Source organism: Pseudomonas sp. GW821-FHT09C08 (assembly GCF_059418125.1).
On record NZ_JBWKPG010000006.1, the window covers coordinates 202023 to 224795 of the forward strand.

Sequence of the window (22773 nt, forward strand, 5' to 3'; positions counted from 1 at the left end):
CACCGCCGTAACTGCTTTATGTGGGAACTGGCTTGCCGGCGATGCAGGCAAGCCAGTTCCCACCCTGACCGCGCTCCGATTCTCGTTCTGCATGTACCTGACTGGTCCTGATCCTATGAATACCACCACTGCCCAAGTGCAAACGACCACGCCTCACACGCCACGCAAAAGCCGCCTGGCCAACCCCGGCTGGTTCCTCGTCACCCCTTCGGTCGCCATGCTGCTGCTGTGGATGATCGTGCCGCTGGGCATGACCCTGTACTTTTCGCTGATCCGCTACAACCTGCTCTACCCTGGCGAAAACCAATTCGTGGGGCTGGAGAACTTCACCTACTTCATCACCGACTCAGGCTTCCTGCCGGGCGCCACCAATACCCTGTTGCTGGTTGGCAGCGTGCTGTTGATCAGCGTGGTGTTCGGCGTGTTGATCAGTGCCTTGCTGGAGGCCAGTGAGTTCCTGGGCCGTGGCATCGTGCGGGTGATGCTGATTTCGCCATTCTTCATCATGCCCACCGTCGGTGCGCTGATCTGGAAAAACCTGATTTTCCACCCGGTGTCGGGGATTCTCGCCGCCGTCTGGAAGCTGTTCGGCGCCGAGCCGGTGGACTGGCTGGCGCACTATCCGTTGCTGTCGATCATCATCATTGTGTCGTGGCAGTGGCTGCCGTTTGCGATCCTGCTGCTGATGACCGCCATGCAGTCCCTCGACCAGGAACAAAAGGAAGCCGCACGCCTGGACGGCGCCGGCGCCATCGCGATCTTCTGGCACCTGACCCTGCCCCACCTGGCACGCCCGATTGCCGTGGTGGTGATGATCGAAACCATCTTCCTGCTCTCGGTGTTCGCCGAAATCTTCACCACCACCAACGGTGGGCCGGGCTACGCCTCGACCAACCTCGCCTACCTGATCTACAACCAGGCGCTGGTGCAGTTCGACGTGGGCATGGCCTCGGCCGGCGGCTTGATCGCCGTGGTCATCGCCAATATCGCGGCGATCATCCTGGTGCGGATGATCGGCAAAAACCTGACTGACAAGCCTTGAGGGCCGCGCCATGACGCTTCAACAATCCCGCCGCCTGCAAAGCCTGTTGCTCGGCACTTTGGCCTGGGCCATCGCGATCCTGATTTTCTTCCCGATCTTCTGGATGGTGCTGACCAGCTTCAAGACCGAAATCGATGCGTTCGCTACCCCACCGCAGTTCATCTTCACGCCGACGCTGGAGAACTACCTGCACATCAACGAGCGCAGCAACTACTTCAGCTACGCCTGGAACTCGGTGCTGATTTCGTTCAGCGCCACCGCCCTGTGCCTGCTGATCTCGGTGCCCGCCGCCTACTCCATGGCCTTCTACGAGACCAAGCGCACCAAAGGCACGCTGCTGTGGATGCTCTCCACCAAGATGCTGCCACCGGTGGGCGTGCTGATGCCGATCTACCTGCTGGCCAAGAGCTTCGGCCTGCTGGATACGCGCATCGCACTGATCATTATCTACACCCTGATCAACCTGCCGATTGTGGTCTGGATGGTTTACACCTACTTCAAGGACATCCCCAAGGACATCCTCGAAGCCGCGCGCCTGGACGGCGCCACCCTGTGGCAGGAAATGGTCCGGGTGCTGCTGCCGATCGCCAAGGGCGGCCTGGCGTCCACGGTATTGCTGTCGCTGATCCTGTGCTGGAACGAAGCGTTCTGGTCGTTGAACCTGACCTCCTCCAACGCAGCACCGCTGACCGCGCTGATCGCCTCCTACTCCAGCCCTGAAGGCTTGTTCTGGGCCAAGTTGTCCGCCGTCTCGACCCTGGCCTGCGCGCCGATCCTGATCTTTGGCTGGATCAGCCAGAAACAGCTGGTACGCGGTTTGTCCTTCGGCGCCGTGAAATAACGGCCTTTCAATAAAAAATTCAAAGCGGAGGCCCATCATGGCCAACCTGAAAATCAAGAATCTGCAAAAAGGCTTCGAAGGTTTCTCGATCATCAAAGGCATCGACCTGGAAGTGAACGACAAGGAGTTCGTGGTCTTCGTCGGCCCCTCGGGCTGCGGTAAATCGACCCTGCTGCGCCTGATCGCGGGCCTGGAAGAAGTCACCGACGGCACCATCGAACTGGACGGCCGCGACATCACCGAAGTAACCCCGGCCAAGCGCGACCTGGCGATGGTGTTCCAGACCTACGCGCTGTACCCGCATATGAGCGTGCGCAAGAACATGTCGTTTGCCCTGGACCTGGCCGGCGTCGACAAGAAACTGGTCGAGAGCAAAGTCAGCGAAGCGGCGCGTATCCTCGAACTCGGCCCGTTGCTGGAGCGCAAGCCCAAGCAACTGTCGGGCGGTCAGCGCCAGCGTGTGGCGATTGGCCGGGCGATTGTGCGTAACCCGAAAATCTTCCTGTTCGACGAACCGCTGTCCAACCTCGACGCCGCCCTGCGCGTGCAGATGCGCCTGGAGCTGGCGCGCCTGCATAAAGAGCTGCAGGCGACCATGATCTACGTGACCCACGACCAGGTCGAAGCCATGACCCTGGCCGACAAGGTGGTGGTCCTCAACAGCGGCCGTATCGAGCAAGTGGGCTCGCCGCTGGAGCTGTACCACCAGCCGGCCAACCTGTTTGTCGCGGGCTTCCTGGGTACGCCGAAGATGGGCTTCCTCAAGGGCAAGGTCACGCGCGTCGAAGACCACGGCTGCGAGGTGCAACTCGACGCCGGCACCACCATCAGCCTGCCGTTGAGCGGCGCGACCCTGAGCGTCGGCAGCGCGGTGACCCTGGGCATTCGTCCGGAACACCTGGAAATCGCCGCGCCGGGCCAGACCTCCCTGACCGTCACCGCCGACGTCGGCGAGCGCCTGGGCAGCGACACCTTCTGCCACGTCATCACCGCCAATGGCGAGCCGTTGACCATGCGGATCCGTGGCGACATGGCCAGCCAATACGGCGAGACGCTGCACCTGCACCTGGACCCGGCGCACTGCCATCTGTTCGACACCGACGGTGTAGCCGTGGCCCGCCCACTGCGCGCTGCCGCCTGATTTCGCGAGAGTTGTGATGAAACTGAATAAGCAGAACCTTACCCAACTGGCGCCGCACGTGAACATCCCGGCCTATGCGATTGCCAGCACCTCCCAGGGCATCGCCCATATCGGCGTCGGCGGTTTCCACCGTGCGCACCAGGCGTACTACACCGATGCGCTGATGAACACCGGCGAAGGCCTGGACTGGAGCATCTGCGGCGTCGGCCTGCGCAGCGAGGACCGCAAGGCCCGCGACGACCTGGCGGGCCAGGACTACCTGTTCACCCTCTATGAACTGGGCGATACCGACGACACCGAAGTGCGTGTGATCGGCTCGATCAGCGACATGCTGCTCGCCGAAGACAGCGCCCAGGCACTGATCGACAAACTGGCCAGCCCCCAGATTCGCATCGTCTCCCTGACCATCACCGAGGGCGGCTACTGCATCGACGACAGCAACGGCGAGTTCATGGCCCACCTGCCGCAGATCCAGCATGACTTGGCGCACCCCGGCGCACCGAAAACCGTGTTCGGCTTTATCTGCGCCGCGCTGACCCAGCGCCGCGCCGCCGGCACCCCGGCGTTCACGGTGATGTCCTGCGATAACCTGCCCCACAACGGCGCCGTCACGCGCAAGGCGTTGCTGGCCTTTGCCGCGCTGCACAATGCCGACCTGCACGACTGGATCAAGGCCAATGTGAGCTTTCCGAACGCCATGGTCGACCGCATCACACCGATGACCAGCACCGCCCACCGCCTGCAGTTGCACGACGAGCACGGCATCGACGATGCCTGGCCGGTGGTCTGCGAACCATTTGTGCAATGGGTGCTGGAAGACAAGTTCGTCAACGGTCGCCCGGCCTGGGAGAAGGTCGGCGTGCAGTTCACCGATGACGTGACGCCCTATGAAGAGATGAAGATCGGCCTGCTCAACGGCAGCCACCTGGCCCTGACTTACCTGGGGTTTCTCAAGGGCTACCGGTTCGTGCACGAGACCATGAACGACCCGCTGTTCGTCGCGTACATGCGCGCCTACATGGACCTGGATGTCACGCCGAACCTGGCGCCGGTACCGGGTATCGACCTGACCGACTACAAGCAGACCCTGGTCGACCGCTTTTCCAACCAGGCGATTGCCGACCAGTTGGAGCGCGTGTGCTCGGATGGCTCCTCGAAGTTTCCCAAGTTCACCGTGCCGACCATCAACCGCTTGATTGCCGACGGTCGTGAAACCGAGCGCGCCGCGCTGGTCGTTGCCGCGTGGGCCTTGTACCTGAAGGGCGTGGATGAAAATGGCGTGCACTACAAGATCCCCGATCCGCGCGCCGAATTCTGCCAGGGGCTGGTGACGGATGACGCACTGATCAGCCAACGCTTGCTGGGCGTGGAAGAGATTTTCGGCACGGCTATTCCCAACTCGCCGGAGTTTGTGGCAGCGTTCGAGCGTTGCTATGGGAGCTTGCGTGATAACGGCGTCACCGAAACCCTACAGAACCTCCTGAAGAAACCGGTTTAAATGTGGGAGGGGGCTTGCCCCCGATGAGGGTGTGTCAGGCAAATATCCTTCACTGACCCACAGCCATCGGGGGCAAGCCCCCTCCCACACTGGACCGGGTTGCCAATCCAAAAAAATAACACCGCTGAGCACACCCTCATGACCCAGCAAAACCTGTTCCTCGGTATCGACTGCGGCACCCAAGGCACCAAGGCCATCGTCCTCGACGCGTCCAGCGGCAAGGTGCTGGGCCTCGGCGCTGCGGCGCACACACTGATCAGCGGCGCGAATGGCCGTCGCGAACAGCACACCCAGGAGTGGCTGGACGCCTTTACCGAAGCCACCCACCGCGCCTTGCAACAGGCCGGCGTCGACGGCCAGGATATCCTCGGCATCGGCGTGTCCGGCCAGCAGCACGGGCTGGTGCTGTTGGATGACAGCGGCCAGGTGCTGCGCCCGGCCAAGCTGTGGTGCGACACCGAAACCGCGCCCGAAAATGATCGTCTACTGCACTACCTGGGCGGCGAAAGTGGCTCGCTGGAACGCCTCGGCGTGGCCATCGCGCCAGGCTACACCGTGTCGAAGTTGCTCTGGACCCGCGAGCAGCACCCGGACGTGTTCGCGCGCATCGCACATATCCTGCTGCCCCACGACTACCTCAACTACTGGCTCACCGGCCGCGCCGTGGCGGAATACGGCGATGCCTCCGGCACCGGTTACTTCAATGTGCGCTCCCGTGAATGGGACGTGGCGCTGCTCCAGCACATCGACCCCAGCGGTCGCCTGCAGGCCGCGCTGCCCGAACTGATTGACGCCGACCAGGCGGTGGGCACGATCCTGCCGGCCATCGCCGAACGCCTGGGCATCAACCCCAACGCGCTTGTCTCAAGCGGCGGCGGCGACAACATGATGGGCGCCATCGGCACCGGCAATATCGCCCCCGGTGTGATCACCATGAGCCTGGGTTCCTCGGGCACCGTGTATGCCTTCGCCGACCAACCCAACGTGAGTGCGCAGGCGTCGGTGGCGACTTTCTGTTCCTCCAGCGGCGGCTGGCTGCCGTTGATCTGCACGATGAACCTGACCAACGCCACCGGGGTAATCCGCGAGCTGTTCGAGCTGGACCTCAACGCGTTCAACGCCTTGGTCGAAAAGGCCCCGATCGGCGCCGACGGCGTGAGCATGCTGCCGTTTCTCAACGGCGAACGCGTGCCCGCCCTGCCCCACGCCACCGGCAGCCTGCACGGCCTGACCATGACCAACCTGACCCGCGCCAACCTGTGCCGCGCCGTGGTCGAAGGCACCACCTTCGGCCTGCGCTACGGCCTCGACCTGCTGCGCCACACCGGCCTGCAAAGCCTGCGCATCCGCTTGATCGGCGGCGGTTCGAAAAGCCCGGTGTGGCGGCAGATGGTCGCCGATATCATGAATACCGAGGTTGTCTGCACCGAACAAAGCGAGGCGGCGGCCCTGGGCGCGGCGATCCAGGCGGCGTGGTGCCAGTCCGGCGAATCCCTGGCCAGCCTGTGCGACCGGTGCGTGAGCGTCGACCCGGCCAGCCGTACCCTGCCGGTGGCAGCCAGCGTCAGCGCCTACCAACAGGCGTACGCGCGCTATCAACAGCTAGTAGCAACCCTTTAAGAGCGAACGACTATGTATCTGGTGTGCGGTGAAGCGCTGTTTGATTTTTTCAGCGAGGAAGATGCCAGCGGGCAGGCTTCCAAGGTCAATTACAAGGCAATTGCCGGTGGCTCGCCGTTCAACGTGGCGGTCGGGCTACGCCGCCTGGGCATCGATGCCGGGCTGTTCGGCGGGCTGTCGACCGACTTCCTCGGCCGTCGCTTGTTGCAGGTGCTCAAGGATGAAGGCGTCAGCGAACAATTCCTGGTGGAGTTTGCCGCGCCGACGACGTTGTCGATGGTCGCCGTGGGCGCCAATGGTTCACCGCAGTACAACTTCCGCGGCGAAGGCTGCGCCGACCGCCTGCTCGAAGTCGCCCATTTGCCGGCGCTGGGCGCGGACATTCGCGGCCTGCATGTCGGCTCGTTCTCGCTGGTGGTGCAGCCGATCGGCGACACCCTGCTGAGCCTGGTCAAGCGCGAAAGCGGCAAGCGCCTGATCAGCCTCGACCCCAACGTACGCCTCAACCCCCAGCCGGATATCCAGCTGTGGCGCGAGCGCGTGGCGGAGCTGGTCAAGCACGCCGACCTGATCAAGGTCAGCGACGAAGACCTGCACCTGCTCTACCCCGACCAGTCGCCGGAAAGCGTGCTGCAAGGCTGGCTGCAGCACCGCTGCCAGCTGGTATTCCTCACCCGTGGCGGCGACGGTGCCAGCGTCTTCAGCCGCCAGCACGGCAACTGGTCGCAACCGGCGCAGAAGGTGGTGATGGCCGATACCGTCGGCGCTGGCGATACCTTCCAGGCCGCCTTGATTGCCTGGTTGACCGAGCAAAACCTGGATTCAGTGGAGGGCCTGCAACAACTGACCCGCACGCAGATCGACACGATGCTCGGCTTCGCCATCTGCGCTGCCGCGTTGACGTGTGGCAAGACTGGGCCGGATTTGCCGTATCGTGATCAACTCGGCTGAATCCAGCCTTTATGAAGGTTTTGTCAGCCAGGCAAAAATTAATCGACGGTTAATCCCGCAAGTCGAGAGTGAAAGTGTACTCACTTGCGGAGAACCACCATGAAACTGCGCACTTTAATGCTTGGCGGCGCGCTGGCGCTGGCGGCGGTGTCGGGCCTGGCCCAGGCTGCCGATCAAACGGCGACCGTCACCCCTGTGCCCTACCACTACGGCATGCCGATGAACATCGCCAAGGTGCTGGCCATGAACGAGGCCCAGACCAATGACTGCAAAGTCATCAAGGCGGATATCAAGTTTGTGGACACGGCCGGCAAGGTCGAAGACGTGAGCTATCGGAAAATGTCCGAAGCCTGCGATTTCCAGAATTGAGCCGGTGAAAGACCCAGGACAGGCCCGCACAGGAAGGAGTAGTCTTGCGGGCTTGTCATACGGCTGAAGGGATTCGCCATGCAGTTGAGTTTCCGCTCTCTCGCAACATTCACCGCCCTGCTCTGCTTCGCCCTTGCACTTGTCTGGGGCCTGCGTCCTGACCTGCTGCTGTGGTTATGGAGTGTCGAGTATTCCAGCGCCACCGGGCTGGTGTCGCGCCGCAATGCCGCGCTGTTCCTGGCCATCGGCCTCATGTTCTACCGTGCTCGCCTTGCCCCACCCTCAGACACACGCCGCGCCCTGACCAGCGGGTTTATCGCCGGCTGCCTGGTGCTGGCCGTATTGGGGTTCGGGGAGTGGATCAATGGCAATGCAGGCCCTGGGATCCTGCTGGCGGTGGCAACGGAAACCGTATTGGGCCTGGCGTTTATCCAGGCCCACAGGTCTTCGGTCACTCACTCTCAAGCGTCGATCTAGTACAGGTTGCGCGCAGCTACTCGTTGCAGCACGGGTGCATGGCTGTGCTTGAGGTCTTCACGCAACCCGGTGATCAGGTTGCACAAGGCTCGACTGCTGTCGAGTTTGTCGGCGTTGATACCTTTGACTTCCAAATCCACCCGGTCACGGTCGCGGTCGTCATAGACCTTGATCGTCAGCGAGGCATCTTCGGCTTTGGTGCATTCGCACCGTTTAGGCAGGAAACTTCCTTCGATAATACTGCGAAGTTCTAATTCCGAAAGCATGGCCAACCTCTCCTTTTCTGAGACTGCCAATCGATTGTTTTTAGTCTGGCAAGCGTGTGCCTGCCGCGTCTTGCCGCCCCTGGAAGACGCTTACCATCACCAGCCTACTCGGCAAAATCCAGTCTCGTTGTAACCATTCCTCATAAGCACCCAGCACCCTTATATAAGCTTGGCCGGATAGATGAAATAATCGTCGAACTGCTGCGATTAATCGTTTAACCCCACGCCTGGTATCAAACTGCGCCTTGCGCGACCACTCTTTCAGCAACATATCGCAAACTATCGAAGTTGATGTTCGCGCCGGAATTAACCGCTACCAATGTCTGCCCCGCTATGCCACGCATTGACACGTATTGGCGAATACCCGCGACCGCCAAGGCACCGGAAGGCTCGGTGATGGAGCGGGTATCGTCGTAGATCAACTTGATGGCGCTGCACAGTTGGTCATTGCTCACGGTGATCACTTCATCCACCCACTGCCGGCAGATTTCAAAACCAAACGCACCGATCTGCGCGACCGCCGTGCCATCGGCAAACCCGTCGACACTCGGCAACACCACACGCTCACCGGCGCGCAGGGCCGCCAACAGGCAACTGGAGCCTTCGGGCTCGACGCCGATGATGCGCACTTCGGGCCGCAGGTATTTGACGTAGGCCGCGATCCCGGCAATCAGCCCGCCGCCGCCGACCGGGACGAAGATCGCGTCCAGCGGCCCTTGCTGCTGGCGCAGGATCTCCATGGCCACCGTGCCTTGGCCGGCGATTACATCCGGGTCGTCGAAGGGCGACACGAAGGTATAACCGGAGGCGTCGGCGAGTTGCAGCGCGTGGGCCAGGGCAAAGGGAAAGCTGGCACCGTGCAACACCGCTTCGGCGCCCCGGGAGCGCACGCCCAGCACCTTCAATTCAGGCGTCGTCGCGGGCATCACGATTCGCGCCCGGATCCCCAGTTCACGCGCCGCCAGCGCCACCCCCTGGGCATGGTTGCCTGCCGACGCGGTGACTACGCCCCGCGCCTTCTGCTCGGCGGTCAGTTGCACGAGCTTGTTGTAGGCACCGCGAATCTTGAAGGAGAAGGTCGGCTGCAGGTCTTCGCGCTTGAGCAGCACCTGGTTGCCGAGCAATGCCGACAGCGCCGGCGCGGCTTGCAGGGGCGTGCGCACCGCCAGGTCATAGACCGGAGCGGCGAGGATCTTTTTCACATAGTGGTCAAGCAGGCCTGCATCAGCGCGGGGAGGAACGGGACAGCTGCTCATGGGTGTCTCCTGGTGTGTGTAGAGCCCGGGAGACGGAAAAACAAAACCCGCCTCAAGGGCGGGTCTGGGTGCAGCCGTGTGCTATCCCGCCAAATGAGGAATGGCGGTAATAATAATGCTTGGCTGGCTGCGGAAGGCTTGGAAGGTCATGCCAGGAAATTAACCGGCCATCCGGACCAAGTCAACATCCTGTTTACTTCAAGCATACGAAACATATACGATTCGTATATCAATCCAGCACAGTGAAGACCATGGGCATCGTCAAGATCAGCGACCAACTGCACGAACAACTCCGCCTGGCCAGTGCGGCCATGGACCGCTCCATCAACGCCCAGGCCGAGTTCTGGATCAAGGTCGGCCTGCTCGCCGAACTGAACCCCAGCCTGCCCTACCACGAGTTGATCAACAAACTGCTGCTGGACAAGCCCGACCTGATCCGGGGGCGCAGCTGATGATCAAGACCGCCGCCCAACTGGCTGTCATGCGCGAATCCGGGCGCCTGCTGGCCAAAGTGTTCGACATGCTCGACGGTTTTGTCAGCGCCGGCCGTTCCACCCTGGAGCTGGACAGCGCCGTCGAGGCCTTCATCCGCAACGACCTGCAGGCCCGCCCCGCCAGCCTCGGGCAATACGATTACCCGTTCTCCATCAACACCTCGATCAACGAGGTGGTGTGCCACGGCATGCCCAGCGCCAAGGAGATCCTCAAGGACGGCGACATCATCAACATCGACATCACCCTGGAAAAAGGCGGCTTTATCGCCGACTCCAGCAAGATGTACATGATCGGCACCGTCGCCCCCAAGGCGCGGCGCCTGGTGGAAATAACCTTTGAGGCGATGTGGGCCGGCATCCGCCAGGTCAAGCCCGGCGCACGCCTGGGCGATATCGGCCATGCAATCCAGAGCCACGCGCAGGCCAACGGCTACAGCGTGGTGCGTGAATACTGCGGCCATGGCATCGGCAAGCAGATGCATGAGGACCCGCAGATCCTGCACTTCGGCCGCCCCGGCACCGGCATGGAACTGCGCGAAGGCATGGTGTTTACCATCGAACCGATGCTTAACCAGGGCAGTTCCAAGGTGCGCAGCCTGAAAGATGGCTGGACGGTGGTGACCAAGGACAACAGCCTGTCGGCGCAGTGGGAGCACACGGTAGCGGTGACGGCGGATGGCTTTGAAGTGCTGACCCTGCAAACACCGCCAGGCGAGTAATCTGTGGCGAGCGGGCTTGTCCCGCGCTGGGCTGCGCAGCAGCCCCAAACCAAGCGCAGAGGCGTGCCTGATGCATCGCCACCTTTACATCGCCGCGCCCGCCATCCGCTTGAGCACTAGCACCATCAAGCCTGCCCCCAACCCCATCGCAGCCAGGAACAACGGGTACGACACCCACCACGGCGTACCCGCCGTCATCATGCTGAACTCCGACATCCCACCCACACTGGCAATCAGATTGAGCGGCAGGAACACCACGTTGATCAGCGTCAGCTTGCGCAACAGGTTGTTCATGCTGTTGTTCATCAGGTTGCCGCGCGCATCGATCAGCCCGGAAAACACGTTGGAATAGATCTCGGCCTGTTTGTAGCACTGATGGTTCTCGATGATCAGATCATCGATCAAGCCGAGGATTTCCGCGCTGAAGTGCTCTTTTTCCGCGTGGTTGCGCAGCCGCGACAGCACGGCGCCGTTGCTGTGCAGCGCGTTGATGTAATAGATCAGGCTTTCACTGAGGTTGAACATCTGCATCAGGTGATGGTTGCTCATCGACGCATTGAACTGCTGCTGCAACTCGCGCGCGACCAGCTTGATCACCTTGAGGTGGCCCAGGTAGTGATGAATGTTGTTGAGCAGCAGGTCGAGCAACACGTCGAGCGGCGTGTGCAGCGGCCGGCGCTGGCCCAGGCCGCTCAGCGGGGTTTCATCGGTGGCGATTACCAGCAGCCGGCCGGGTGAAAACAGCAGGCCGCAGGACGACACTTCGAACACCAGGTTGCCGCCGCCGGAATAGTTCTCCGGGCGCTTCCAGATCAGGAACAGGTTGTCGGGGTGAAACTCGATGCGCGAGACCTCGTCCGGGTCCAGGGCCGACGCGAGTGCATGCTCATCCAGCTTGTGATGGTCACGCAGCCATTCACGCTCGCTCGGGTCAGGGTTGTTGAATAACAGGATCGGCGCCAAGGTGCTGTCCACGCCCAGCAGTTTTCCATTGATTAGCTCAAAACGCTGGATCATCGCGACTCACCAGACCTGGCCCTGGCGTTTCAACTCCAGGCGCCGAACGAATTCCTCCAGCACCAGGCCATACAGGTCGTCCTGCAAATAGGCGTCTTCGATGCCCGCATCCAGGTTGGGATTGTCGTTGACCTCGATCACCACCACCTTGTCGCCGGACTGCTTGAGGTCGACGCCGTAGAGCCCGTCGCCGATCAGGTTGGCGGTCTTCACCGCCAGTTCCACCACCGCCTTGGGCGCTTCGTGGACCGCCAGGGTGCGGCACTCGCCGTTGATGTCCGAGCCAATGGCCTTATGGTTGTAGATCTGCCAATGGCCCTTGGACATGAAGTACTGGCAGGCAAAGATCGGCTTGCGATTGAGCACGCCGATGCGCCAGTCGTATTCGGTGTAGAAGAACTCCTGGGCCAGGAGCAGCACCGAATGTTCGAACAGCTCGGCAGTGGCCTTGAGCAAGGCTTCCTGGCTTTCGACCTTGATCACACCCCGGGAGAAACAGCCATCGGGGATCTTCAGCACCAGCGGGAAACCCAGGCGCTCGCCGACCCGTTCGAAATCTTCCGGTCGTTCCTTGTAGAGAATCTCGGTGGCGGGCATGCCCAGTTGATGGCTGTTGAGCAGGTCGGTGAGGTAGACCTTGTTGGTGCAGCGCAGGATCGAGGCCGGGTCATCCATCACCACCAGCCCTTCGCTCTCGGCTTTCTTGGCGAAGCGGTAGGTGTGGTTGTCGACGCTTGTGGTCTCGCGGATCAGCAAGGCGTCGTATTCGGCCAGGCGCGAGTAGTCCTTGCGCTCGATCAACTCCACATCGATGCCCAGGCCCTTGCCCACGCGGATGAAATTCTCCAGCGCCTTGGCATTGGACGGCGGCAGCTGCTCCTGGGGATCGTGAAGAATCGCCAGGTCATAACGGGCCAGACGACGTGAACGGGGCTGACGCCAGATCTTGCGGCTGAAGTTGTCGAGGGCGTGGGCGAATTGATCTTCCTGGTCATCGCGCAACTTGTGCAGTACGCCGGACTTGACCCCTTCAATGTGCCAGCCGTTGTTCTTTCTGAATTCAACTAACAGGATCGGGCACGGGAACGCTTCAAACAACTGGCGGGCCAACTCCTGCAACGGTTCAATATTGGTTCGACCAAAGTAAAGGGTCAGGGTAAAGCCTTCGGTATTGCTGTAGAGATGATGACTCAAGGCTTTATCGAGGGTTTTATCCAGGTCATCCAGCGCCAGGCCGTAGAGTGACTTCTTGGTCAGCTCGCTGATGGTGCGCACCGACGGAATCACCTTGTGCCCGCGCGCTTCAGCCAGCAATGAACAGTAATAGCCGTGCCCCAGGTACTTGTAGCTGCGGCACAAGTTGATCACCTGCACACGCTTGCCGGTCTCGCTTTCGCGGGTTTGCTCCAGGTATTCCTGCGCGGTGACGATGTCTTCGCTGGGGAAGTAGGAGGCCCAGTCTTCCTTGCGCTCGACAATGATCACAACTTGACTGGCGCCTTTGGGGGGTGCGGAAAAATAACCCTTATTGGTTATTGTCGCCGCGACAGTTTGCTCGGATACTTCACGCCAATGACCTTGTACCGCCGACATAATATTTGATCCGCTTTAGAGAACTCGACCTTTTCTATTAAGCACGATCTTTTAGAGAAGTCCCGTTTCGTTACGCAACTTTTACGGCGGTCATATGGCTCTTTTCTTTCGCGTTGCAGCCCCCGAGGACGTGCCTGAATTAGTGGCACTGGAACAGCACTGTTTCACCACTGACCGGCTGTCACCGCGCAGTTTCCACTGGATGGTCAGCCGCGCCCATGGCCGGTTGCTGGTGGCGGAACAGGACGGGCAATTGCTCGGCTATGCGCTGGTGCTGTTCCACCGTGGCACCTCGCTGGCACGGCTGTACTCCATCGCCATCGCCGAGCACGCGCGCGGCATGGGCCTGGGCAAACAGCTGCTGAGCCGCATCGAGGCCTGCGCAGTGGAACACGACTGCGCCTACCTGCGCCTGGAAGTGCGCACCGACAACCCCGGCGCCCTCGCCCTGTATGAACGCAACGGCTACCGCCGCTTTGCCCTGATCAACGACTACTACGAAGACCACAGCCCGGCCCTGCGCCTGGAAAAACGCATCCTGCAGCACCAGGATGCGCGCTCGCACAGCGTGCCGTATTACCAACAGACCACCGACTTCACCTGTGGCGCCGCCTGCCTGTTGATGGCCATGGGCGCGCTGGTCCCGGAGCGCCCGGCCCTGCGCCGCGAAGAGCTGCAGATCTGGCGGGAAGCGACCACCGTGTTCATGACCGCCGGCCATGGCGGCTGCAGCCCGCAAGGCCTGGCTCTGGCGGCGTGGCGTCGGGGCTTTCGGGTGCGGATGCAGGTGAATGTGCGCGGGCCGTTGTTTCTGGATGGCGTACGCGATCCGCATAAAAAGGACGTCATGCGCGTGGTGCATGCCGCGTTTGAGGAAGAGTTGGCAGGCAGCGACGTCGAGCAGGTTTTCGGCGGCGCCCTGGACTTGCCCCGGCTGTTGCAGGAGGGCGGACAGCCGCTGGTGTTGATCAGCAGCTACCGCCTTACCCGCTCGAAATCCCCGCATTGGGTGATCGTCACCGACTGCGACGACGACTTCGTCTACCTGCACGACCCGGATGTGGACCACAGCCAGCACCGCCAGCCCCTGGACTGCCAGCACCTGCCGGTCAGCCATGCGGAGTTCGAGCGCATGTGCCGCTTTGGCAATAACAAGCTGCGCGCGGCGGTGGTGGTCTTCACCCGGTGAATGTTCAGGCCACCTGCTTGATCGCGGCCTTGGCCTCCAGCTCGCGCACCAGTGGCAACACGCGCTGGCCGAAGTACTCGACCTCTTCCTGGAAGTGCAGGAAACCGGCCAGTACCAGGTCCACGCCCACGGCCTTGAGCGCGACGATGCGCTCGGCGATCTGCTGCGGGGTGCCGATCAGGTTGGTCTTGAAGCCGTCGTTGTACTGCACCAGGTCTTCGAAGCTGGACTTGGCCCAGTTGCCCTCGCCTTCGGGGGAAGCCTTGCCGGCCTGCCGGGCCGCGTCGCCGAACGCATTCACCGCCTCCGGGTCGGCCTTGTCGATGATTTCCGCGAGCACGGCGCGGGCTTCTTCCTCGGTATCCCGGGCAATGATGAAGGCGTTGACGCCGACCTTGACCGAATGGTTGTTCGCAGCGGCCTTGGCGCGAATGTCATCGACCTGGGCCTTGATGCCTTCAGGGGTGTTGCCATTGGTGAAGTACCAGTCCGACACCCGCGCCGCCATGTCGCGCGCCGCGCGCGAACTGCCGCCCTGGAACACTTCCGGCTGGCCCAGCGGCTTGGGCTTGAGGGTGTATTGGTTGAAGCGATAGAAGTCGCCCTTGAAGGTGAAGTTGTCCTGGGTCCAGATGCCCTTGAGGGCACGGATGAATTCCTCGGAACGGCGATAACGCTCGTCGTGTTCCAGCCAGTGTTCGCCGATGGCCTGGAACTCACCCTTGAACCAGCCACTGACGATGTTCACCGCGATGCGGCCGTTGGTGAGCTGGTCAATGGTTGCCAGTTGCTTGGCCGCCAGCGCTGGTTGCCATGGGCCGGGCAGGATCGCGGCAATCACTTTGAGCGTGGTGGTCGCCGCCAGCAGCGCGTGGCTGAACGCCACGGACTCATGCTGGTTCTCGGCGCCGTAGCCGGCGGTGAAGCGAATCTGCGTCAGGCCATATTCGAAGCCGGCGGCTTCGGCCAGTTGCGCCAGTTTGCGGTTGTAGTCGATGCCCCAATGGGTGCGCTGTTCGATCTTGCTCACCACCAGCCCACCGCTGACGTTGGGCACCCAATAGGCAAATTTCACGGCTTGCTGACTCATCGATCACTACCTCGCACACAGGGATGTACCGAGGGGTTGAGCAGCAAGCGTGCCAGCCGTGGGCAAACGCACGCGCCGTGCGGGCTACGGCGGAAAACCCGGCCGGCGATCAGGCGCAGACGCCTGTCGCGGATCGTGGCGGTTTGTCGGTTCACTGTTGCTGGGGCAACAGCTGGCGCAGCATCTCCCGCGTAAACATGGGCCCGGGCACCCGGCACGGAGTGTGCAATCACCCTTGGCATTGATCACTGCCCTGGAGCTTTTGCCCATGACCGAACAACACGTCATCAACCCGCTGTCCACCGGCGTCGACTACACCACCCTCGCCGCGCGCTTTCGCCCGATTTTCCAGCGTATCGCTGCGGGTGCGGTGGAGCGCGAGCAAACCCGCACCCTGCCCCATGAACCGATCCAGTGGCTTAAACAAGCCGGTTTCGGCGCCGTGCGGGTGCCGGTGGAATACGGCGGTGGCGGCGCGTCCCTGCCGCAGTTGTTCGAGTTGCTGATCGAGCTGGCTGAAGCCGACTCCAACGTGCCCCAGGCCCTGCGCGGGCATTTCGCGTTTGCCGAAGATCGCCTCAACGCCGCCCCGAGTGCCGGCCGCGACCTGTGGTTCAAGCGCTTTGTCGACGGCGATATCGTCGGTTGCGCCTGGACTGAAATCGGCGCCGTGGCCATCGGTGAGGTGGTCACCCAGGTCAGCCCGGATGGCGATAACTGGAAGCTCAACGGCGAAAAGTTCTACAGCACCGGCAGCATTTTCGCTGATTGGATCGACGTGTACGCCCAACGCAGCGACACCGGCGGCGATGTGATCGCCGCCACGCGCGCGCGCCAGCCCGGCGTGGTGCACAGCGATGATTGGGACGGTTTCGGCCAACGCACCACCGGCAGCGGCACCTCGCGCTTTACCGATGCGGTGGTGGAGGCGGACAACGTCATCGACTTCGCTACCCGCTTCAAATACCAGACCGCGTTCTACCAGTTGGTGCTGCTCGCCAGCCTCGCCGGTATCGGCCGCGCCGCGTTGCGCGATGTCGCCCATCAGGTGCGCAGCCGCAAACGCATCTACAGCCACGGCAATGCGCCGCATGTCAGCCAGGATGCACAGGTCCAGCAGGTGGTGGGTGAAGTCGCGGCGCTGGTGTATGCCGCCGAAGCCAGCGCGTTGAGAGCCGCAGCGCCGGCGCAACAGGCTTACCTGGCGCGGTTTGGCGGCGATGATGCGGCTGAGCACGCGGCCAATCTGGCCGCCGAGATCGAGTCGGCCACGGCGCAGGTGGTGGTGTCGGAATTGATCCAGCGCGCCACCAGCGAACTGTTCAATGCACTGGGGGCGTCGGATGTGCGCCAGGGCAAGTCCCTGGACCGCCACTGGCGCAATGCGCGCACGGTGTCGTCGCACAACCCGGTGATCTACAAGGCGCGGATCGTCGGCGACTGGGTGATCAATGCGACCGAGCCACCGTTTGTGTGGCAGATCGGTAATGGGCCGGCGAAAGCCTGAATCAAGGTTGATCGCAGTCAGCATGTGGGAGGGGCTTGCCCCCTCTCACCTTTGGACCCTGTTTATGTCTTAAAAGGCCAGTTTGTAGCCGATGGTCATCAACATGATTGCCAGGCATGGGCGCAATACGCCGTCCGGGACTTTGCCGGTCATGTGGCTGCCCAGGTAAATGCCCGGCAGCGAGCCCATCAGCAAAAAGCCCAGCAGGTGCCAGTCCATATTGCCCATGCCGGCGTGGCCCAGGCCCGCCACCAGGGTCAGGGGCACGGCGTGGGCGATCTCGGTGCCCACCAGGCGGCGGGTGGCCAGGAACGGATAAAGGATAAACAACGCGACGGTGCCCAGTGCGCCGGCGCCGATGGAGGTCAGCGCGACCATGGTGCCCAGCACGGCACCGGTCACCACCGTCAACGCATTCAGGTTGCGCGGGTTCATGTGGTAGCCATCGCCGGCATGGCGCTGGGCGAAGGCCAGCAGGCTTTTCTTGAACAGGATCGCCAGGGCCGTCAGCAGCAGCACCACGCCGAGGGCCTGCTTGATCACCGCGTTCATGGCGCTGGGGTCAGTGTGCAGGCTGGCGAGGAACCACAGGGTCAGCAACACGGCAGGCACGCTGCCCAGGGTCAGCCAGCCGGTGATGGTCCAGTCGATGTTCTTGTTCTTGCTGTGTACCAGCACGCCACCGGACTTGGTGATCGCGGCGTACAACAAGTCAGTGCCGACCGCCGTGGCCGGATTGATGCCGAACCACAACAGGATCGGCGTCATCAACGAGCCCCCGCCCACGCCGGTCATGCCCACGATAAAACCAACGATCAGGCCCGCGACTACAAAACCAACATTACCCACATCCATTACAACTTCCCGCGGCCTTATAAATTTCTGGCCGCAGGATAGCGATTTTTCTTATAACGACTTATATCAATATGATCTGACTTTATGCCTTTTAGCTCAATCGACGACAGACGTACGCCTGAGTCTGGTACGGGAAGGCCACGGTGTCGCGCCCGCGCAGGTCCGGATGGGTGTCGATCAAGTCCTGCAACTGCGCGGTCACCTTGGCCTTTTCCGCGTCTGGCAGCGCAGCGATAAAGCTCACCGAGAGGAAGCGATCCATGATCACCTCTTGAGGGCTGCCGACATGGCTATACGGGAAACAGCTAAGTTCAGGCGCGGAAAAAAGCTCGCCGGTAAAGGCTTCGCGCCAGCGCCCGGTATGAAAGCGCGGCGTATCGCCCTCGTAAGGCGTGATGATCGCGGTGATCGCCGCGACCCAGGCCACCGACTCATCGCGCACATTCCACACCAGTCCCAGCCGGCCCGCGGGTTTGAGTACACGGTGGATCTCCTGCAGCGCAGCCTGGGTCGAGAACCAGTGGAACGCCTGGGCGCAGACCACCGCGTCGGCACTGGCGGCGGCCAGGGGCATGGAGTCGGCGGTACCGTCGACCAGGCGCACGTCCGGCAACAGCTTGCTCAACTGCGCGCCCATCGCCTGCACCGGTTCGACGGCGATCAGGGTCGGCGCCAGGGTGCTGAGCAAACGCGTGAATTTGCCGGTGCCGGCGCCCAGGTCGATGACAGTTGACTGCGCGTCAACGCCGAGCGCCTCCGTGAGCCAGCCGGTCAGTTGCCGTGGATAATCCGGCCGGCCCTGGGCGTAGGTGACAGCCTGGGTGGAGAAACCTTGTTGAGCAGACGCGTGGACACCAGTCATTGCCAATCTCTCCTCGGATAAAGCGGGGACACAGTGTGCGCCTTCATGACTTTATTTTCTAATCGCTGCATCCAATCGTGCGCGTCATGGGTAGTCCTTCCAGTACCCCCGCTGTTTGACTGAATGGAGAAGCACCGATGAACGCTAAAACACTGCTCTGCCTCACCGGTTTGTTGATCGCCGCCCCCGCCGCTTTTGCCCAGACCGGCGTGCCCGACAGCATCAAAGTGCCGGCGGGCCACAAGGTCGCGCTGGAAACCACTGGCGTTGGCGAAATCACCTACGAGTGCCGCGACAAGCCCAATGCCGCCGGCCAGACCGAGTGGACCTTCGTCGGCCCCAAGGCCGTGCTCAATGATCGCAGCGGCAAGCCCGTCGGCACCTATTTCGGCCCACCGGCCACCTGGCAGGCCAAGGACGGTTCGAAAATCACCGGCACCCAGCTCGCCGTGGCGCCGTCGGGTGCTGGCAACCTGCCCTATCAACTGGTCAAGGCCAACCCGGCCGAAGGCAAGGGCGCGATGAGCGGCGTGAGCTACATCCAGCGGGTCGCGCTCAAAGGGGGCGTTGCCCCGAGTACCGCGTGCAGCGCCGCCAACAAGGGTGAGCAGGCGGTAGTGAGCTACCAGGCCGATTACATTTTCTGGTCCGCCAGCTGAGCAAAGTCAGCTACGCTGCCCCCTGTGGGCGCCCGCGTGTCGTGGCGAGCAAGCTTGCTCGCCACACAGGGGCCGTGGCGATGGTTAATTCAGTGCCAGGAATACAACGTTTTGCCTGAGACCCTCTTTGATTACCCAGCCTGCCTCTCGGCCTGTGCCCGGGGCGACCAACGCGCCCTGCGCCAGTTGTATGAGCAGGACAGCAGCCGTTTGCTCGGCGTCGCATTGCGCATCGTGCGGGACAAGGCCCTGGCCGAAGACATCGTGCACGACGCGTTTATCAGGATCTGGCGCGGCGCCGGCAGTTTCGACCCCGTGCGCGGCTCGGCACGCGGCTGGGTATTCAGCGTGACCCGCCACCTGGCGCTCAACCACGTGCGCAACCAGCATCGCGAGGTAGCGCTGGGCGAGGAACACGAACAGCTCGCCGCCGACACCGAGACCTTTGAATTTCCCGCGCGCTCTGGGCAGATGCACACCTGCCTGGAGCAACTCGACCCGGCCCGTCGCACCTGCATCCTGCATGCCTATGTCGACGGTTATTCCCACAGCGAAATCGCGCAAAAACTGGGCACCCCATTGGGCACTGTCAAAGCCTGGATCAAACGTAGCCTCACCGCGTTGCGGGAGTGCATGGCATGAACGAAACACTCGACGAACTGGCCAGCGAATACGTGCTCGGCACCCTGCCCATCGAGCAGCGTACCGAGGTGGAACGCCGCCTGCCGCACGATGCCGAACTGCGGGCCGCGGTGGATGCCTGGGAGCAACGGCTATTACCCCTGACAGCCCTGGCAGCACCGGTGCCGCCCTCGCCTCACCTGTGGCGGCGCATCGAGCGCACCCTCGCACCCGCCGCCAGCGGCGTGCCGTGGTGGAACCTGCTGGCCGTGTGGCGCGGCCTTGCCGGTGCCGGCCTGCTGGCGAGCCTGGTGCTGTCTGCGTTGCTGCTGACCCGTCCACCCGGCGCCGCGCCGAGCTTCGTGGTGGTGCTGGTGGCGCCACAGAGCCAGGCGCCGGGCTGGGTGATCCAGGCCAGCCACAATCAGCAGATTCAGTTGATTCCATTGGGGGTGATGGAAGTACCGGCCGACAAGGCCCTGCAGTTCTGGACCAAGGGCGACGGCTGGCAAGGGCCGGTGTCCCTGGGCCTGGTCAAGCCGGGACAGACCCTCTCGGTGCCGCTGGACAAGCTGCCGCCGCTGACGCCAAACCAGCTGTTCGAGCTGACCCTCGAGGCCCCGAGCGGCTCACCCACCGGCAAACCCACGGGGCCGATCCAGGCAATCGGCCGCGCGGTCAAAGTGCTCTGATCAGGCGACGCAGGGCAGCCACACGCGAAACCGTGCTCCGCCCAGTGGCGAGGCCTGCGCGGTTAACGTGCCGCCTTGGGCTTCGAGGGCGCGCCGGCTGATCGCCAGGCCCAGGCCGAAACCACCGGTGGCGCGGTCGCGGCTGCGGTCGAGGCGGTAGAACGGTTCGAAGATGCGTTCGCGCTGGTCCAACGGAATGCCGATGCCATCGTCGTCAACCCAGATCTCACAGCCCTTCGGGCAGACCTTGACCCCGACCTGGATGCGTTTTTCGCAGTAACGCGTGGCGTTGCGCAGCAGGTTCTGCAAGGCCCGGGCGGTGAGGCGCGGGTCGAGGCTGAAGCGCTCCACGGCGCAATCGAGTGCCACATCAATAACGATTTCGGGGTTTTCCAACTCGTCATCGACACTGCCCAGCACGCTGTCGATAAATTCGTCGAGCACCACCTCGACGCGTTCGGGCAATTGCGCCGGGTTTTGCAGGCGGCTGTAGGACAGCAATTCCAGCACCAGTTCATCCAGCTCGCGAATATGCGCCACCAGGCTTTGCAGGCGCTCGCGGCTGGCTTCGGGCAGGTCTTCGGAGAGCGCCAGGGCGAGGCCGAAGTCCAGGCGCGTCAGCGGTGTGCGCAATTCGTGGGAGACGGCGTTGAGCAGGTCGCGCTGCTGGTTGAGCAGGTGCTCGATGTCGCCGGCCATGGTGTCGAAGACCGAGGCCAGGCTGCCGATGTTGGAGCTGGGGGCAATCCCCGTGCGCGCGCTCAGGTTGCCGCGACCGAGTTGGGTGGCCGTGCTTTTCAGGCGCTCCAGGTCACGCCAGTGCGGGCGCAGCCAGACCAGCAGGCACGCCAGCAGCGCGATGCCGATCAACACATTCATCGACCAGTACAGCAGGTTCATGTCCAGCGAATCGGGAGGGATGGTCAGCTTGACCACGAACTGGTCGTTGATCGGTGAGCTGACCTCCTCCATCCAACCCCACTCCCCGAGGCGGATCACCGGCTTGCCCTGCGCCAACTGCAAGGCCTCCGCCGGGGTGTAGCGCGCGTCCTGACGCAGCAGCAACTGCACTTTCAGCGGCGCGAAGTCGCGGTCCAGTTGTTCGGTGACCTGCGACCAGCGCTCCACCGGTGCGCGCAGGTACTGCTTGACAATGAGCTTTTGCATGCCCCGCGACTGCTCGACGTTGTAGTCGAGGTAGCGATGCTCGAACAGTTGGATCACCAGCTTGGGAATCAAGAAGATTGCCGCGCTGTAGGTGATGATGATGATCAGGGAGAGGCGCAGCAGTACGCGAAACATGGATCAGCATTCCCACTCGGAACGACTGAACAGGTAGCCCTTGCCCCACACCGTCTTGATCTTGCGCGCCTCGCCGGCGTGGTCGTCGAACTTGCGGCGCAGCTTGGAAATGGCCACGTCCACCGAACGGTCGGTGCCGTTGAACTCGATACCGCGCAGGCGTTGCAGGATCTGGTCGCGGCTGAGCACCTCGCCGGCATGCCGGGCCAGCACCACCAGCAGGTTGTACTCGCCGCTGGACAACTCCACCGCCTGCTCGCGCCAGGTCACGGTGCGCTCCGACAGGTCGATGCACAGGTTGCCCATGAGGATCTGGTCATTGGCCACCTGCGGTTCGGACAAACTGCTGCGCCGCAGCAAGGTGCGCACCCGTGCCAGCAGCACGCGTGGCTCGCAGGGTTTGGTCACATAGTCGTCGGCACCCATTTCCAGGCCAAGCACCTGGTCGTGGCTGTCATCGCGGGCGGTGAGCATCAGAATCGGCAAGCCCGCCGAGTCGGCGCGCAACAGGCGGCAGACTTGCAGGCCGTCGAGGCCCGGCAGCATCAGGTCGAGGATCACCAGGTCCGGCGGGTTGAGCCGCGCGCGCTCACGCACGTGGTCGCCACGGCTGAGCACGCTGACGTGGTAGCCATTGCGCTCCAGGTAGCTGGCAATCAGCTCGGAGAGTGCGGCGTCGTCTTCCACCAGGAGGATGTTGGGCATAAAGGTG

The 22773-nt window shown here is 62.6% G+C and carries 24 protein-coding genes; 15 read left to right on the plus strand and 9 right to left on the minus strand.

Annotated features, from left to right (window positions below; translation table 11 throughout):
• Nucleotides 1-115 precede the first annotated feature (115 nt).
• The 8 genes from AC07OJ_RS21700 to AC07OJ_RS21735 all read left to right on the plus strand — a co-directional run bounded on the left by AC07OJ_RS21700 (nucleotide 116) and on the right by AC07OJ_RS21735 (nucleotide 7939).
• Nucleotides 116-1042, plus strand: coding sequence for a carbohydrate ABC transporter permease (locus AC07OJ_RS21700; protein ID WP_065906617.1), 927 nt, complete (start codon nucleotides 116-118; stop codon nucleotides 1040-1042).
• A 10-nt stretch (nucleotides 1043-1052) separates the two neighbouring features.
• Complete coding sequence (locus AC07OJ_RS21705) at nucleotides 1053-1883, plus strand: carbohydrate ABC transporter permease (protein ID WP_032886872.1); 831 nt, start codon at nucleotides 1053-1055, stop codon at nucleotides 1881-1883.
• 37 nt (nucleotides 1884-1920) lie between these two features.
• On the plus strand, nucleotides 1921-3024 hold the full coding sequence (locus AC07OJ_RS21710; protein ID WP_495095163.1) for an ABC transporter ATP-binding protein: 1104 nt from the start codon (nucleotides 1921-1923) through the stop codon (nucleotides 3022-3024).
• A 16-nt stretch (nucleotides 3025-3040) separates the two neighbouring features.
• Nucleotides 3041-4522, plus strand: coding sequence for a mannitol dehydrogenase family protein (locus tag AC07OJ_RS21715; protein ID WP_495095164.1), 1482 nt, complete (start codon nucleotides 3041-3043; stop codon nucleotides 4520-4522).
• Nucleotides 4523-4660: 138 nt separating this feature from the next.
• Complete coding sequence (gene xylB, locus AC07OJ_RS21720) at nucleotides 4661-6142, plus strand: xylulokinase (protein WP_495095165.1); 1482 nt, start codon at nucleotides 4661-4663, stop codon at nucleotides 6140-6142.
• A gap of 12 nt (nucleotides 6143-6154) precedes the next feature.
• Nucleotides 6155-7093 carry a carbohydrate kinase family protein gene (locus tag AC07OJ_RS21725; protein WP_495095166.1) on the plus strand — a complete coding sequence of 313 codons (939 nt, stop codon included), beginning with the start codon at nucleotides 6155-6157 and terminating at the stop codon, nucleotides 7091-7093.
• Nucleotides 7094-7192: 99 nt separating this feature from the next.
• Complete coding sequence (locus AC07OJ_RS21730; protein WP_065906599.1) at nucleotides 7193-7462, plus strand: DUF2790 domain-containing protein; 270 nt, start codon at nucleotides 7193-7195, stop codon at nucleotides 7460-7462.
• Nucleotides 7463-7540: 78 nt separating this feature from the next.
• A complete protein-coding gene (locus AC07OJ_RS21735) occupies nucleotides 7541-7939 on the plus strand; it encodes a hypothetical protein (protein ID WP_120448406.1) in 399 nt (132 codons plus the stop codon).
• On the opposite strand, the gene AC07OJ_RS21740 is transcribed toward AC07OJ_RS21735, so the two are convergent.
• Together AC07OJ_RS21740 and ilvA are read right to left on the minus strand one after the other, a co-directional pair.
• Nucleotides 7936-8205 (minus strand): DUF1652 domain-containing protein, encoded by a 270-nt coding sequence (locus AC07OJ_RS21740; protein WP_495095167.1) that lies wholly within the window; start codon nucleotides 8203-8205, stop codon nucleotides 7936-7938. The two genes, AC07OJ_RS21735 and AC07OJ_RS21740, sit on opposite strands and share 4 nt — an antisense overlap.
• Before the next feature lie 233 nt (nucleotides 8206-8438).
• The gene (gene ilvA / locus AC07OJ_RS21745; RefSeq protein ID WP_495095168.1) at nucleotides 8439-9461 is read right to left on the minus strand and encodes a threonine ammonia-lyase, biosynthetic; all 1023 of its coding nucleotides are present in this window, start codon (nucleotides 9459-9461) and stop codon (nucleotides 8439-8441) included.
• Between the two features lie 251 nt (nucleotides 9462-9712).
• On the opposite strand from ilvA, the gene AC07OJ_RS21750 reads away from it, so the two are divergent.
• Both AC07OJ_RS21750 and map read left to right on the plus strand, forming a co-directional pair.
• Nucleotides 9713-9913 (plus strand): ParD-like family protein, encoded by a 201-nt coding sequence (locus AC07OJ_RS21750; protein ID WP_027606410.1) that lies wholly within the window; start codon nucleotides 9713-9715, stop codon nucleotides 9911-9913.
• The gene (gene map / locus AC07OJ_RS21755) at nucleotides 9913-10674 is read left to right on the plus strand and encodes a type I methionyl aminopeptidase (RefSeq protein WP_495095169.1); all 762 of its coding nucleotides are present in this window, start codon (nucleotides 9913-9915) and stop codon (nucleotides 10672-10674) included. The genes AC07OJ_RS21750 and map overlap by 1 nt, the downstream gene beginning before the upstream one ends.
• An 84-nt stretch (nucleotides 10675-10758) precedes the next feature.
• Here the strand turns inward: map and AC07OJ_RS21760 are convergent, their stop codons facing one another.
• On the minus strand, nucleotides 10759-11691 hold the full coding sequence (locus tag AC07OJ_RS21760) for a magnesium transporter CorA family protein (protein WP_495095170.1): 933 nt from the start codon (nucleotides 11689-11691) through the stop codon (nucleotides 10759-10761).
• A 6-nt stretch (nucleotides 11692-11697) separates the two neighbouring features.
• Complete coding sequence (locus tag AC07OJ_RS21765) at nucleotides 11698-13284, minus strand: RimK family ATP-grasp domain-containing protein (RefSeq protein ID WP_065906589.1); 1587 nt, start codon at nucleotides 13282-13284, stop codon at nucleotides 11698-11700.
• Nucleotides 13285-13378: 94 nt separating this feature from the next.
• On the opposite strand from AC07OJ_RS21765, the gene AC07OJ_RS21770 reads away from it, so the two are divergent.
• Nucleotides 13379-14473 (plus strand): peptidase C39 family protein, encoded by a 1095-nt coding sequence (locus AC07OJ_RS21770; protein WP_495006146.1) that lies wholly within the window; start codon nucleotides 13379-13381, stop codon nucleotides 14471-14473.
• A 4-nt stretch (nucleotides 14474-14477) separates the two neighbouring features.
• Here the strand turns inward: AC07OJ_RS21770 and sfnG are convergent, their stop codons facing one another.
• On the minus strand, nucleotides 14478-15563 hold the full coding sequence (gene sfnG, locus AC07OJ_RS21775) for a dimethylsulfone monooxygenase SfnG (protein WP_213552896.1): 1086 nt from the start codon (nucleotides 15561-15563) through the stop codon (nucleotides 14478-14480).
• 268 nt (nucleotides 15564-15831) lie between these two features.
• Here sfnG and AC07OJ_RS21780 point away from each other — a divergent pair, with 268 nt between their 5' ends.
• Complete coding sequence (locus tag AC07OJ_RS21780) at nucleotides 15832-17070, plus strand: acyl-CoA dehydrogenase family protein (RefSeq protein WP_495095171.1); 1239 nt, start codon at nucleotides 15832-15834, stop codon at nucleotides 17068-17070.
• A 69-nt stretch (nucleotides 17071-17139) separates the two neighbouring features.
• Here the strand turns inward: AC07OJ_RS21780 and AC07OJ_RS21785 are convergent, their stop codons facing one another.
• A complete protein-coding gene (locus tag AC07OJ_RS21785) occupies nucleotides 17140-17925 on the minus strand; it encodes a sulfite exporter TauE/SafE family protein (RefSeq protein ID WP_065906582.1) in 786 nt (261 codons plus the stop codon).
• A 91-nt stretch (nucleotides 17926-18016) separates the two neighbouring features.
• Nucleotides 18017-18787, minus strand: a complete 771-nt coding sequence (locus AC07OJ_RS21790; protein ID WP_065906579.1) for a class I SAM-dependent methyltransferase — start codon at nucleotides 18785-18787, stop codon at nucleotides 18017-18019.
• 137 nt (nucleotides 18788-18924) lie between these two features.
• Between AC07OJ_RS21790 and AC07OJ_RS21795 the strand changes: the two genes are divergently transcribed.
• The 3 genes from AC07OJ_RS21795 to AC07OJ_RS21805 all read left to right on the plus strand — a co-directional run bounded on the left by AC07OJ_RS21795 (nucleotide 18925) and on the right by AC07OJ_RS21805 (nucleotide 20759).
• Nucleotides 18925-19446: a DUF3455 domain-containing protein gene (locus tag AC07OJ_RS21795; protein WP_495095172.1), complete on the plus strand. Its 522-nt coding sequence runs from the start codon at nucleotides 18925-18927 to the stop codon at nucleotides 19444-19446.
• Nucleotides 19447-19557: 111 nt separating this feature from the next.
• Nucleotides 19558-20088 (plus strand): sigma-70 family RNA polymerase sigma factor, encoded by a 531-nt coding sequence (locus AC07OJ_RS21800; RefSeq protein ID WP_495095173.1) that lies wholly within the window; start codon nucleotides 19558-19560, stop codon nucleotides 20086-20088.
• Nucleotides 20085-20759, plus strand: coding sequence for an anti-sigma factor (locus AC07OJ_RS21805; RefSeq protein ID WP_495095174.1), 675 nt, complete (start codon nucleotides 20085-20087; stop codon nucleotides 20757-20759). Before AC07OJ_RS21800 ends, AC07OJ_RS21805 begins: the two co-directional genes overlap by 4 nt.
• On the opposite strand, the gene AC07OJ_RS21810 is transcribed toward AC07OJ_RS21805, so the two are convergent.
• Complete coding sequence (locus AC07OJ_RS21810; RefSeq protein WP_106804139.1) at nucleotides 20760-22061, minus strand: ATP-binding protein; 1302 nt, start codon at nucleotides 22059-22061, stop codon at nucleotides 20760-20762.
• A gap of 3 nt (nucleotides 22062-22064) precedes the next feature.
• Nucleotides 22065-22766, minus strand: a complete 702-nt coding sequence (locus AC07OJ_RS21815) for a response regulator (protein WP_065906561.1) — start codon at nucleotides 22764-22766, stop codon at nucleotides 22065-22067.
• Nucleotides 22767-22773 lie beyond the last annotated feature (7 nt).

Coding starts and splice junctions, on each gene's coding strand:
- ilvA (WP_495095168.1), bottom strand. CDS start 9,461: ATGAGCAGCTGTCCCGTTCCTCCCCGCGCTGATGCAGGCCTGCTTGAC.
- sfnG (WP_213552896.1), bottom strand. CDS start 15,563: ATGAGTCAGCAAGCCGTGAAATTTGCCTATTGGGTGCCCAACGTCAGC.
- AC07OJ_RS21715 (WP_495095164.1), top strand. CDS start 3,041: ATGAAACTGAATAAGCAGAACCTTACCCAACTGGCGCCGCACGTGAAC.
- AC07OJ_RS21795 (WP_495095172.1), top strand. CDS start 18,925: ATGAACGCTAAAACACTGCTCTGCCTCACCGGTTTGTTGATCGCCGCC.
- AC07OJ_RS21815 (WP_065906561.1), bottom strand. CDS start 22,766: ATGCCCAACATCCTCCTGGTGGAAGACGACGCCGCACTCTCCGAGCTG.
- AC07OJ_RS21740 (WP_495095167.1), bottom strand. CDS start 8,205: ATGCTTTCGGAATTAGAACTTCGCAGTATTATCGAAGGAAGTTTCCTG.
- AC07OJ_RS21810 (WP_106804139.1), bottom strand. CDS start 22,061: ATGTTTCGCGTACTGCTGCGCCTCTCCCTGATCATCATCATCACCTAC.
- AC07OJ_RS21805 (WP_495095174.1), top strand. CDS start 20,085: ATGAACGAAACACTCGACGAACTGGCCAGCGAATACGTGCTCGGCACC.
- AC07OJ_RS21710 (WP_495095163.1), top strand. CDS start 1,921: ATGGCCAACCTGAAAATCAAGAATCTGCAAAAAGGCTTCGAAGGTTTC.
- xylB (WP_495095165.1), top strand. CDS start 4,661: ATGACCCAGCAAAACCTGTTCCTCGGTATCGACTGCGGCACCCAAGGC.
- AC07OJ_RS21705 (WP_032886872.1), top strand. CDS start 1,053: ATGACGCTTCAACAATCCCGCCGCCTGCAAAGCCTGTTGCTCGGCACT.
- AC07OJ_RS21735 (WP_120448406.1), top strand. CDS start 7,541: ATGCAGTTGAGTTTCCGCTCTCTCGCAACATTCACCGCCCTGCTCTGC.
- AC07OJ_RS21700 (WP_065906617.1), top strand. CDS start 116: ATGAATACCACCACTGCCCAAGTGCAAACGACCACGCCTCACACGCCA.
- AC07OJ_RS21780 (WP_495095171.1), top strand. CDS start 15,832: ATGACCGAACAACACGTCATCAACCCGCTGTCCACCGGCGTCGACTAC.
- AC07OJ_RS21725 (WP_495095166.1), top strand. CDS start 6,155: ATGTATCTGGTGTGCGGTGAAGCGCTGTTTGATTTTTTCAGCGAGGAA.
- AC07OJ_RS21750 (WP_027606410.1), top strand. CDS start 9,713: ATGGGCATCGTCAAGATCAGCGACCAACTGCACGAACAACTCCGCCTG.
- AC07OJ_RS21790 (WP_065906579.1), bottom strand. CDS start 18,787: ATGACTGGTGTCCACGCGTCTGCTCAACAAGGTTTCTCCACCCAGGCT.
- AC07OJ_RS21760 (WP_495095170.1), bottom strand. CDS start 11,691: ATGATCCAGCGTTTTGAGCTAATCAATGGAAAACTGCTGGGCGTGGAC.
- AC07OJ_RS21770 (WP_495006146.1), top strand. CDS start 13,379: ATGGCTCTTTTCTTTCGCGTTGCAGCCCCCGAGGACGTGCCTGAATTA.
- AC07OJ_RS21730 (WP_065906599.1), top strand. CDS start 7,193: ATGAAACTGCGCACTTTAATGCTTGGCGGCGCGCTGGCGCTGGCGGCG.
- map (WP_495095169.1), top strand. CDS start 9,913: ATGATCAAGACCGCCGCCCAACTGGCTGTCATGCGCGAATCCGGGCGC.
- AC07OJ_RS21785 (WP_065906582.1), bottom strand. CDS start 17,925: ATGGATGTGGGTAATGTTGGTTTTGTAGTCGCGGGCCTGATCGTTGGT.
- AC07OJ_RS21765 (WP_065906589.1), bottom strand. CDS start 13,284: ATGTCGGCGGTACAAGGTCATTGGCGTGAAGTATCCGAGCAAACTGTC.